Raw genomic sequence first — 10,653 nt, forward strand, 5'->3', positions numbered from 1 at the left:
CCCGGACCCCCGGCAGTTCCCTGCTTCGTGTTTCACCACGAGCGCAGCGTGACGATGCGCTCCTCCAGCTGTTCGACCGTTGCCATCGCGGTGGGCGGGCCGCCGCACACCCGGCGCAGCTCGTTGTGAATCGCCCCGTGCGGCTTGTTCGTGCGGTGGTGGTACATCCCGACGAGCGTGTTCAGCTCCTTGCGCAGCGAGGCAATGCGCTCCGACACCGACTGGGCGCGCGCCGGCGCCGGGGCAGCCGTCTCCTCTTGCGGCTTACGCCGTTTGGAGTCGGCCAGCTGCTCCTCCTGCCGCTTGCGCAGCAATGCCCGGACCTGGTCCGGCTCCAGCAATCCCGGCAGCCCCAGGTATTCCTGCTCCTCCTCGCTGCCGGAGAACACCGCCGTGCCGAACGAGTTGCCGTCGTAGATGACCTGATCCAGCTCGGCGGAGGCGCCCAGCGACGTGAACGCCTTCTCCTCCTCGCCCGGCTCGTCCTCGGTGCGGTTGGCCTGCGCCAGCAGCTCGTCTTCCCAGCCGTCCTTCTCGCGGTGCGGCTTGCCGAGCACGTGGTCGCGTTCGGCCTCCAGCTCGCTGGCCAGCTCCAACAGCACCGGCACGCTCGGCAGGAACACGCTCGCCGTCTCGCCCTTGCGCCGGGCCCGCACGAACCGGCCGATCGCCTGCGCGAAGAACAGCGGCGTGGAGGCACTTGTCGCGTACACCCCGACCGCCAGGCGTGGCACGTCGACGCCCTCGGACACCATCCGGACCGCAACCAGCCAGCGGTCGTCGGAATCGGAGAACTCGCCGATCCGCTTGGTCGCCTTCGGATCGTCCGACAACACGACGACCGGATTCTCACCGGTGAGCCGCGCCAGGATCTTCGCGTACGCGCGCGCCGACTCCTGATCCGTCGCGATCACGAGACCACCGGCGTCCGGGATGCCGCCACCACGCAGCTGCTGCAATCGTGTGTCGGCGGCCTGCAGCACCGAAGGAACCCACTCGCCGCCCGGGTCGAGCGCCGTGCGCCACGCCCGCGCCGTCTGTTCCGCGGTCAGCGGCTCGCCGAGGCGCGCGGTGAACTCGTCACCGGCGCTCGTGCGCCACGTCGCCTCGCCGGAGTAGGCGAGGAACACGACCGGTCGCACGACACCGTCCGCAAGCGCGTCGGCGTAGCCGTAGGAGTGGTCGGGCTTGCTGCGCAGCGAACCGTCCGCGTCGGGCTCGTAGGTGATGAACGGGATCGGTGAGTCGTCGCTGCGAAACGGCGTCCCGGTCAGCGAAAGGCGCCGCACCGCGGGGGTGAAGGCCTCGCGGACTGCGTCACCCCAGGACTTGGCGTCCCCACCGTGGTGGATCTCGTCGAGGATGACGAGCGTCTTGAAGTTTTCGGTGCGCACCCGGTGCAGTGTCGGGTGTGCGGCGACCTGTGCGTAGGTCAGCGCCACCCCCTGGTAGTCGTCGGATGTGGCGCCCTGTCCGTTGCGGTAGTTCGAATCGATCGCGATCCCGGCGCCGGCCGCGGCGATCGCCCACTGGTGCTTGAGGTGCTCGGTCGGCGTGACGATGGTGATCCGCTCGACCGTGCGGTCGGACAGCAACTCGGCCGCGATGCGCAGCCCGAACACGGTCTTGCCCGCGCCGGGGGTCGCGACCGCGAGAAAGTCCTGCGGTTTCGTGGTCAGGTACTTGGTCAGGGCACGCCGCTGCCAGGCTCGCAGCGGACGGGGTGTCACGTCCTGCTCGGCCTCGGGCGCCACGAAACCGCCGCGCTGCACCGTTTCCGACAAGAGTGTTCCCCCTCCCGTTCGGCGATCCGCCACATGCGAAAACCCCCACGAAGCGTGAGGGCGCACGGAAGAGAGTACCGGTCGTGCCTCCCGGCGGATGCGATCGCCACGGCGAAGTCGGACACGCCACACCCCAACCGCGCCGAAAACGCCCGGATGGACCATGCTTGGAGATGCCATGAACGACAAGCCCGCTGCCTCACCGCCGCGCAAGGGCGCACGACGGCTGATCGCCCTCACGCTGGAGAAAGCGTGGGGCGGGAGCATCTTCTCCGAGTCGGCCGAAGCCGCGTTCTGGCAGACCCTGTCGCTGCCGCCGCTGCTGCTCGGGCTGCTCGGCAGCCTTGGGTACATGGGCGACTGGTTCGGCCAGGGTTTCGTCGCCAGCGTGCACGACCGGATCATCTCGACGAGCGAGCGGGTGTTCACCGGGAACGTGGTGAACGGGATCATCGGGCCCACGGTCGATGACATCCTGACGACCGGCAAGGGCGAGATCGTCTCGGTCGGGTTCGTGATCTCGCTGTGGGCGGGCTCGTCGGCGATGTCGTCGTTCGTCGACGCGATCACCGTCGCACACGGTCAGTACGGGGTTCGCAACGAGGTGTGGCAGCGGATCTTCGCGCTGCTGCTGTACTTGTGCGGTCTGGTGCTGCTGGTCATCGGGCTGCCGGTGATCGCGCTGGGGCCGGACCTGCTGATCGATCTGTTCCCCGACTCGTGGCACCCGACGTTGTCGACGTGGATCGGCATCGGGTACTACCCGGTGCTGGCCATCGGCCTGATGCTGGCGCTCGCCACGTTGTACAAGCTCGCCCTGCCGAGGCGGCTGCCGTGGCACCGCGGCCTGCCCGGGGCGGCGCTGGCGATGGTGATCTTCCTGCTGTCCAGTGTGGGGCTGCGGATCTACCTGGGCTGGATCACCCGCACCGGGTACACCTACGGCGCGCTCGCCTCGCCGATCGCGTGGCTGCTGTTCACGTTTTTCATCGGGATGGCCGTGGTGGGCGGCGCGCACTTCAACAGCGCCATCCAGGAACTGTGGCCCGCGAAGATGAGCCGGCGGCAGCGACGCCGGTGGCGGCGGCTGGAGCTGGAGCGCAGGCGTGACAAGGACGCGTCACCGGGCACGGACGGGTACCGCCCGCCGGAGCAGGCGGGCGGCGACGCGCCGGTCTCGGATCAGTCCTCGGGGCCGGGCCGCAGGCCGTCGTAGATTTCCTTGCACGCCGGGCACACCGGCGAGCCGGGCTTCGGCGAGCGCGTCACCGGGAAGACCTCACCGCACAACGCCACCACATGCGTGCCCATGACCGCGCTCTCGGCGATCTTGTTCTTCCGCACGTAGTGGAACATCTTCGGCGAGTCGGAGTCGGTGTCGTCAGTGCTCTCGGGCCTGGTGTCGACCTCGGGCAGAGTCGTCGTGCTCATCCCCCCATGATGCCGCAGCGGCCCCGGGAGGCGAAGAGGTGCACGCACCCGTCTTGGGTCCGGCCCGCCGCGTCGGTGATGATGGGTCGTCGTGACCGAGATTTCCCTGTCCGGCGAGGTCGCCGACGCCGTCAACAGCGGCAGGCCCGTCGTCGCGCTCGAATCCACGCTCCTGTCCCACGGGTTGCCGCCGGGGCGCAACCTCGACGTCGCGCGGCGGCTCGAGGACACTGTCCGTGCGGCCGGCGCCGTGCCCGCGACGATCGCCGTGCTCGACGGCGTGCCGGTGGCCGGGTTGTCCGCGGCGCAACTGGCCCGCGTGTGCGCCGCGGACTCGGGACTGGACAAGCTTTCACTCCGTGACCTCGGCCCGGCGATCGGCCTCGGCCGGTCGGGGGCGACGACGGTCGCGAGTACCTCCGCGCTGGCCCACGAAGCCGGCATCGGGGTGTTCGCGACCGGCGGACTCGGCGGGGTCCACCTCGGCGCGGGCGAATCGTGGGACGTCTCGGCCGATCTCGGTGTGCTGGCAAGGGTTCCCACGCTCGTCGTGTGCTCCGGGGTCAAGTCGGTGCTCGACATCGCCGCCACGCTGGAGATGCTGGAAACTTACTCGGTACCGGTGCTGGGTTACCGCACGGACGACTTCCCCGCGTTCTACCTTCGCTCGTCGGGCTTTCCCGTGCCGTGGCGCGTGGACGATCCCGGGCAGGCCGCCGCCGTCGTGTCGGCGCATCGTCGCCACTGGAGATCCGGTGTGTTGCTGGCCAACCCGGTCCCACCGGAGTCCGAAATGGACAAGGTCCTGCACGACCGGCTGCTCACCGAAGGGCTGGAGTTGTTGCACCGCACCAAAGTGCACGGCAAGGACATCACGCCGGCACTGCTGGACCACTTCCACACCGCCAGCGGCGGCGCGAGCCTGGACACCAACGAAGCACTGGTGCTGTCCAACGCGAAACTCGCGGCCGAGATCGCGGTGGCACTCGGGTGAAGGTGGTCGTGGTCGGCGACGCCGGCCTGGATGTCGTGGCACGGCACGAAAACGCGATCGTGCACGGTGGTGACTCCCGCGCGCGGGTCCGCCTCGCGGGCGGCGGCGCGGGCGCGAACACCGCGCGATGGCTCGCGTCCGCCGGGGTGGACACGACACTGCTCGCACGGGTCGGCGACGACGCCGGCGGCAAGCTCGTGCGGTCCGAGCTCGCGGCGGCGGGCGTGCGGTGCGCCTTCGCCCTCGATCCTGATGCGGCGACCTGCTGTGTCGTGGTGCTTGTCGACGGCGAGGGGCAGCGCAGCATGCTGCCCGATCGCGGGGCCGGCGCTCGGTTTTGTGCCGAGGACATCGATCATGCGGCGCTCGCGGGCGCACGGCATCTGCATCTGTCCGGGTACGTGCTGCTCGATCCCTCGTCGCGGCCTGGCGGGCTCGCCGCCCTCGCGGCAGCACGTGAGCTGGGCCTGAGCACGTCGGTGGATCCGCAGTCCGCGGCGTTGCTGACCGATCCCGCGGGTTTCCTCGACGACGTGCGCGGCGTGGACCTGCTGCTGCCCAACACCGATGAACTCCTCGCGCTGACCGGCTCGGCGGAACCGGCCACGGCTGCCGCGCTGCTGGACACGGTCGGCGCGGTGGCCGTCACGGCAGGGCGGGACGGCGCGAGCTGGGTCGACAGCGACGGAGTGGTGAGCGTCCCGGCTGTGGCGGCCGAGCGCGTGGACTCGACCGGCGCGGGCGACGCGTTCGACGCCGGGATCCTTGCAGCATGGCTCACCGGAGTGTCCACAGTGGACACACTGCGGGCAGGAGTCACCTTCGGGGCCCGCGCCGTCTCCCAGGTGGGCGCGCAGCCCTGACCCGCTCAGCCGTCGATGATGCGGTGTTCGGTGTGCTCGATCTGCCGGGCCTCACGCCGGTAACGGCTGACCTGTTCGGCCTTGCGAGGCGGGCGGTCGTTGGCGATGAGCACCGCGATCCACGGCAACGGCACCGAGATCACGATGAACAGCAGCGCGAGCCACCACGTGTGGTAGAAGATGCCCGCGAGGATCAGGCATGGGAACCGCAGGCCCATCATCGTCATGTACTTGCGCTTGCGGGCGGCGTGTTCCTCTTCGTAGGAGGGTGCGGCCTCGGTGATCAGAACCGGGTTCGCATCGTCCCTGTGTCCACGGGACGAATCGTTCACTGGGACCACCTCCTCCATTCCATGCTCCCACTCGAAGCGGCGGGACGACACCTCGGGAGGTCACCGGTTCAGGCTGCGCTCAGGAATGTCAGCGCCGCCGTCACCAAGGTCTCCACCCCGGTCGCCAGCGTCGGGTCCAGCACCGGTGCGAACAGCGGCGAGTGGTTCGACGGCACGTCCCGCTCGAACCGGCCCGCCGCGATCGCCGTCAGCACCTGCTCCGGGTCCAGGCCACCGACCAGCCAGAACACCGACGGTACGCCGGCCACTCTGCCGAACTCGCTGAAATCCTCACTGCCGGTCACCAGTGGTGCCTCGATGACCCGGTCCGCGCCGAAGTGCGTGCGGAACACCGTGGTCAGCCGTTCGGTCGTGGCGTCGTCGTTCGTGGTCACCGGGAAGCTCGCGATGGACGTGATCTCCGGCTGTTCGGGCGCACCGGCCGCGGCGGCTTCGGCGTGCACGATCCGCTCGATCGCCGCCAGGACCTTGTCACGCACCTGCTCGTCGAATGTGCGCACGTTGACCTCCAGCACCGCTTCGTCGGCGATGATGTTGCTCGCCGTGCCGACGTGCAGCTGCCCGACGGTCACCACCGCCGACTCGGTCGCCGAGATCTCGCGCGACACGATGGTCTGCAACCGCAGCACCACCGACGCCGCCATCACCGCCGGATCGACCGTCGTCTCCGGCCGCGAACCGTGCCCGCCTCTGCCGTGCAACACGATCCGCAGCGCGTCGGTCGCGGCCATGATCACGCCCGGTCTCGTCAGCACCCAGCCCGCGGGCCCCGGCACGACATGCTGGCCCAGCACGACCGACGGCGTCCCGGCGATGTCGAACAGCCCGTCCTCGAGCATCCCCTTCGCGCCCGACCCCTGCTCCTCCCCCGGCTGGAAGACGACCAGCAGCGTGCCGCGCCACGATTTCCGTGCCCTGGCAAGGAGATCGGCCGCACCGGACAGCCAGGTGGCGTGCATGTCGTGCCCGCAGGCGTGCATGACCGGCACCTCCGTGCCGTCCGCGCCGGTGCCGTGCGCCCGGCTCGCGTAGTCGAGGCCGGTCTTCTCCTCGACCGGCAACGCGTCGATATCGGCACGCAGCATGACCGCCGGGCCGTCGCCGTTGCGCAGCACGCCGAGCACGCCCGTACGGCCGATGCCGGTGTGGACCTCATATCCCGCCTCGCCCAGCCGGCGGGCCAGCTCGGCCGCCGTCCGGTGCTCGGCGAACGACAATTCCGGGTGCCGGTGCAGGTCGACGTACAGCTCCCGCAACGAGGGCAGCAGTTCCCCGAGGGGCGCGGTGGTCATACCGTCATCCCAGCACACCCGTGGGAGGATTACCCACCGTGACTCCCGAGTTTTCCGACGACCTGTGTGCCCGCCTCCGCGAAGCCTTCCAGCGCACGCGCTACGACGCCGACGGCGTGCTGGCCGCGCTGGGCGGCGCAGCACACGCCGCGCTCGGCCGGGGCGAGCCGGAGCTTGCCTACCGCGCCAGCCGTGACGCGGGCGAGCTGGGCACACTGATCCGCCTGTTCCTGCTCGGCGGCAGCGAACCGGCGAAGGAGGTCGAAGCGGCGATCGCACCCGCCGCGGTCGGGGACGCGCTGGCGGCCGGGCTGCTCAAAGCGGACGGCGACGCCCTGCGCGCCGGGCTCGACGTCCGTCCGCATGGCGACTCCGAAGGCGAATGGTGGGTCATCTCCGACCTGGACTCCGACCTGCTCGGCGGAGAAGTCCCGCCGGAGCACGTGCTCGGCGTGGGGCACGCGTCGCTGAGCCTCATCCGCGCCACGATGCGGCGGCCGGTGGACACCTTGCTCGACCTCGGTACCGGCTGTGGAGTACAGGCGCTGCACGCCACCCGGCATGCACAGCGGGTGACCGCGACCGACGTGTCCTCGCGTGCGCTCGCCTTGGCGGACGCCACCTTCCGGCTCAACGAGCTCGACGTCGAACTCGTGCGCGGCGAGTGGTTCACGCCGGTCGCGCGGCGGCGCTTCGACCAGATCGTGTGCAACCCGCCGTTCGTGGTGGGTCCGCCGCGGGTCGACTACACCTATCGCGACTCCGGCCTCGCCGGCGACGACGCTTCGGCGCTCGTGGTCCGGCAGCTCCCGGCCTTCCTCACTGACGGCGGGGTCGGGCAGCTGCTCGCGTCATGGCTGCACATCGACGGCGAGGACTGGACCGATCGGGTGGCGCGCTGGCTGCCGACCGGGACCGACGCGTGGTTCGTGCAGCGTGACGTCGCCGATCCCGGCCTGTACGTCGGAACTTGGCTTCGCGACGCGGGAATCGACCCGCGCTCGCCGGAAGGGCGCGTGAAGGCCGGTGCCTGGCTGGACTGGTTCGCCGACAACAAGGTGCAGGGCGTCGGCTTCGGGTTCGTGACGTTGCGCCGGGCGGAGGTCCGGCATCCGACGGTCGTGTGCGAGGACCTGCGTCAAGCCTTCGACGACCCGCTGGGCCCGGAGGCGGGCGGCTGGCTCGACCGCGTCGAGTGGCTGCGCGAGCATGGAGACGAGCTGCTGGACACGCGCTTCCGGGTGCCGCCAACGGTCCTGCTGGAGACCGTCGCCGGGCCGGGCGAGGAAGGCTGGGAGACCAGCATCCGCCGCCTGCACCGCATGGACGGGCCGGGCTGGCAGCACGAGATCGACGAACTCGCCAGTGCTCTGCTCGCGGGCTGTCGTGGTGCGCTGCCGTTGGGCGATCTGCTGGAACTGCTGTCGTTCGCGCACGGCGGCACCGTGGAGCAGTTGCGTGACGCCGCGCTGCCGATGATCCGCGAACTGGTCCGCCACGGCATGCTGGAACCGGCATGAGGGCGGTCGCGGCCCGCGTCACCGAGGCGAGCGTGACGGTCGACGGCGAACTCGTGGGCGCCATCGACGAACCGGGACTGCTCGTGCTGCTCGGGGTGCACCGGGACGACACGGCGGACAAGGCCGGTGTCATGGCCCGGAAGTTGCACGAGTTGCGCATCCTCCGTGACGAGGAGTCCGTGGCGAGTTCGGCGGCGCCCATCCTGCTCGTGAGTCAGTTCACGCTATATGGAGATACCCAAAAGGGCAGACGTCCATCGTGGAGTGCGGCCGCTCGCCCGGAGGAGGCGCGCAAGATTTTCGATGCCGTCGCGACTGAACTTCGCGAGCGCGGAGTCCGTGTCAGTACTGGCAAATTCGGCTCGACAATGGCGGTACGCAGCGTGAACGACGGTCCCTTCACGGTTCTCGTAGAGGTCTAGACCAGGGCGAACTCTCAGGGAAACCTCAGGTTTGCTCGAGGAACCGACCGGGGGGTGATCCCGTCCACTATTCAAGAAGGCGGGAACGTTTCGGGGACCGAGGGCGTTAACCGTGATGTCCGGCTGACAAAGCCGGAGTCGCGCACCGGGTTCCACAGGCTCGGCGCACGACGCAGCAGCCGGTGTGACGCACCAACGTGTCAGCCCGTGACCGGGGAGGCAAACATGTCAGTACAGACTCTCGGGCGGAAGCCCCGGCGGACCCGCGATCGGGCGGTCCGCGAGGCCGTCTCCGAGCCGGCTCTCGACTCCAGCGTACGCGTCACTCCGAACCTCGACGCGGATCTCGACGCACAGGGCCCCGCGGCGGACCTCGTCCGCGTGTACCTCAACGGCATCGGCAAGACGGCACTGCTGTCCGCCGCCGACGAGGTCGAGCTCGCCAAGCGCATCGAAGCAGGGGTTTTCGCCCAGCACATGCTGGAAACGGCGGAGGAACTGTCCGCACAGCGGCGCGCCGAACTGAGGGCACTCATCCGCGACGGGCACCAGGCCAAGAACCACTTGCTGGAAGCCAACCTGCGACTCGTCGTCTCGCTGGCCAAGCGCTATACCGGCCGGGGGATGCCGTTGCTGGACCTGATCCAGGAGGGAAACCTGGGCCTGATCCGCGCGGTCGAGAAGTTCGACTACTCCAAGGGTTTCAAGTTCTCCACCTACGCGACCTGGTGGATCCGGCAGGCGATCACGCGTGGCATGGCCGACCAGGGCCGCACGATCCGGCTGCCGGTGCACCTGGTGGAGCAGGTGAACAAGCTTGCGCGCATCAAGCGTGATCTGCACCAGCAACTCGGCCGCGAGGCCACCAACGACGAGCTGGCCGCGGAGTCGGGCATCCCGGCGGACAAGGTGGGCGACCTGCTCGACCACGCGCGTGACCCGGTGAGCCTGGACATGCCGGTGGGCACCGAGGAAGACGCCCCGCTGGGCGATTTCATCGAGGACTCCGAGGCGACCGACGCGGAGAGCGCGGTGATTTCCGGTCTCCTGCAGGACGATCTGCGCCGCGTGCTGGCCACGCTCGACGAGCGTGAGCAGTCGGTGATCCGGCTGCGCTACGGACTCGACGACGGGCAGCCACGCACCCTCGATCAGATCGGCAAGCACTTCGGTCTGTCCCGCGAGCGCGTGCGGCAGATCGAGCGTGAGGTGATGGCGAAGCTGCGCCAGGGTGAGCGGGCCGAGCGGCTGCGCGCCTACGCGAGCTGACCGCGCTTGTTCACTCTGTGAGATCGCTGCTTTACGCCTATCGGCAGCGTTGACATATGACCTAGATCACGGGACGGTCGAAGCAACACACCCCGGCGATGAACGTCTCCCGGGGTGTGAGCTTCGCGAGGGGCGCCACCGCGCCCACTCGCTTGCCCCGGAAGGTCGGGTCCGTCGGGGTGGGCCCGGCCTTCCGACTTTCACGACTCAGCGACCGCGGCCAGCCTCTCCAGAGAGACCATCAGCTTCTCCGCCGTCGTGCCACGGGCGCGAACCAGCCGTTTCTCGTCGGTCAGGCCGGTCCAGTCGTAGGTGTGCGTCACCCGCGTCAACGCCTCGCCGAGAGGCTCCAGCTCCCACCGCCACAAATGCCCGGGCGGCTGCTGCCCCGGTTCCGACGGGAGCCAGGCGATACGCCGCCCCTCCTCGAACTCCACCACCCGGTTCTCCCGCGTACCACCCTGGGTGATCCTCATGGTGAAAACCTCACCCGCTCCCCGCACCCGCTGACCCGCCGGGGCTTCGGCCAGATTGTCGTTGCCGTCCCATCGCGGTTGCTGCGCCGGATCCGCGATGAGCGCAAAGATCCGGTCCGCAGGCGCGGCAATCTCGCGATGGGCGACCACGACCTTCTCGTTTTCGGTGTTGTCAGTCACAGGCCAATTCCAGCACACCACACGGTCAGCGCGGGGTTTCGCGCGGTAACGTCAGCTCCCACCCGAACC

General features: G+C 69.5%; 11 protein-coding genes. 6 read left to right on the forward strand and 5 right to left on the reverse strand.

Going from position 1 to position 10,653, the window contains the following annotated elements:
- Positions 1–32: 32 nt before the first annotated feature.
- Positions 33–1,784, reverse strand: coding sequence for a DEAD/DEAH box helicase (locus tag GKO32_RS37160; protein ID WP_154761598.1), 1,752 nt, complete (start codon positions 1,782–1,784; stop codon positions 33–35).
- A gap of 178 nt (positions 1,785–1,962) precedes the next feature.
- Between GKO32_RS37160 and GKO32_RS37165 the strand changes: the two genes are divergently transcribed.
- Positions 1,963–3,000 carry a YihY/virulence factor BrkB family protein gene (locus tag GKO32_RS37165; RefSeq protein ID WP_246245329.1) on the forward strand — a complete coding sequence of 346 codons (1,038 nt, stop codon included), beginning with the start codon at positions 1,963–1,965 and terminating at the stop codon, positions 2,998–3,000.
- Here the strand turns inward: GKO32_RS37165 and GKO32_RS37170 are convergent.
- Positions 2,967–3,215, reverse strand: a complete 249-nt coding sequence (locus tag GKO32_RS37170; protein ID WP_154761600.1) for a DUF3039 domain-containing protein — start codon at positions 3,213–3,215, stop codon at positions 2,967–2,969. The two genes, GKO32_RS37165 and GKO32_RS37170, sit on opposite strands and share 34 nt — an antisense overlap.
- 91 nt (positions 3,216–3,306) lie before the next feature.
- Here GKO32_RS37170 and GKO32_RS37175 point away from each other — a divergent pair, with 91 nt between their 5' ends.
- Together GKO32_RS37175 and GKO32_RS37180 are read left to right on the forward strand one after the other, a co-directional pair.
- On the forward strand, positions 3,307–4,209 hold the full coding sequence (locus GKO32_RS37175) for a pseudouridine-5'-phosphate glycosidase (protein WP_312869261.1): 903 nt from the start codon (positions 3,307–3,309) through the stop codon (positions 4,207–4,209).
- Positions 4,206–5,072, forward strand: a complete 867-nt coding sequence (locus GKO32_RS37180) for a carbohydrate kinase family protein (protein ID WP_312869262.1) — start codon at positions 4,206–4,208, stop codon at positions 5,070–5,072. The genes GKO32_RS37175 and GKO32_RS37180 overlap by 4 nt, the downstream gene beginning before the upstream one ends.
- A gap of 5 nt (positions 5,073–5,077) precedes the next feature.
- On the opposite strand, the gene GKO32_RS37185 is transcribed toward GKO32_RS37180, so the two are convergent.
- Positions 5,078–5,422, reverse strand: coding sequence for a DUF3099 domain-containing protein (locus tag GKO32_RS37185; RefSeq protein ID WP_154761601.1), 345 nt, complete (start codon positions 5,420–5,422; stop codon positions 5,078–5,080).
- A gap of 50 nt (positions 5,423–5,472) precedes the next feature.
- Positions 5,473–6,717 (reverse strand): amidohydrolase, encoded by a 1,245-nt coding sequence (locus tag GKO32_RS37190; RefSeq protein WP_154761602.1) that lies wholly within the window; start codon positions 6,715–6,717, stop codon positions 5,473–5,475.
- Positions 6,718–6,755: 38 nt separating this feature from the next.
- Here GKO32_RS37190 and GKO32_RS37195 point away from each other — a divergent pair, with 38 nt between their 5' ends.
- The 3 genes from GKO32_RS37195 to GKO32_RS37205 all read left to right on the forward strand — a co-directional run bounded on the left by GKO32_RS37195 (position 6,756) and on the right by GKO32_RS37205 (position 9,928).
- The gene (locus GKO32_RS37195) at positions 6,756–8,237 is read left to right on the forward strand and encodes a DUF7782 domain-containing protein (protein WP_312869263.1); all 1,482 of its coding nucleotides are present in this window, start codon (positions 6,756–6,758) and stop codon (positions 8,235–8,237) included.
- Positions 8,234–8,659, forward strand: a complete 426-nt coding sequence (gene dtd / locus GKO32_RS37200; RefSeq protein WP_154761603.1) for a D-aminoacyl-tRNA deacylase — start codon at positions 8,234–8,236, stop codon at positions 8,657–8,659. Before GKO32_RS37195 ends, dtd begins: the two co-directional genes overlap by 4 nt.
- Positions 8,660–8,884: 225 nt before the next feature.
- The gene (locus GKO32_RS37205) at positions 8,885–9,928 is read left to right on the forward strand and encodes a sigma-70 family RNA polymerase sigma factor (RefSeq protein ID WP_154761604.1); all 1,044 of its coding nucleotides are present in this window, start codon (positions 8,885–8,887) and stop codon (positions 9,926–9,928) included.
- Between the two features lie 200 nt (positions 9,929–10,128).
- Here GKO32_RS37205 and GKO32_RS37210 read toward each other — a convergent pair whose 3' ends face one another.
- On the reverse strand, positions 10,129–10,584 hold the full coding sequence (locus GKO32_RS37210) for an SRPBCC family protein (RefSeq protein WP_312869264.1): 456 nt from the start codon (positions 10,582–10,584) through the stop codon (positions 10,129–10,131).
- Positions 10,585–10,653: the final 69 nt, after the last annotated feature.

It is taken from the genome of Amycolatopsis pithecellobii, from assembly GCF_009707865.1.
Taxonomy (GTDB): Bacteria; Actinomycetota; Actinomycetes; order Mycobacteriales; family Pseudonocardiaceae; genus Amycolatopsis_E; species Amycolatopsis_E pithecellobii.

Bases quoted from the DNA above. Each gene is read 5' to 3' on its own strand.
- GKO32_RS37165 (WP_246245329.1), top strand. From the start codon at position 1,963: ATGAACGACAAGCCCGCTGCCTCACCGCCGCGCAAGGGCGCACGACGG.
- GKO32_RS37170 (WP_154761600.1), bottom strand. From the start codon at position 3,215: ATGAGCACGACGACTCTGCCCGAGGTCGACACCAGGCCCGAGAGCACT.
- GKO32_RS37185 (WP_154761601.1), bottom strand. From the start codon at position 5,422: ATGGAGGAGGTGGTCCCAGTGAACGATTCGTCCCGTGGACACAGGGAC.
- GKO32_RS37190 (WP_154761602.1), bottom strand. From the start codon at position 6,717: ATGACCACCGCGCCCCTCGGGGAACTGCTGCCCTCGTTGCGGGAGCTG.
- dtd (WP_154761603.1), top strand. From the start codon at position 8,234: ATGAGGGCGGTCGCGGCCCGCGTCACCGAGGCGAGCGTGACGGTCGAC.
- GKO32_RS37205 (WP_154761604.1), top strand. From the start codon at position 8,885: ATGTCAGTACAGACTCTCGGGCGGAAGCCCCGGCGGACCCGCGATCGG.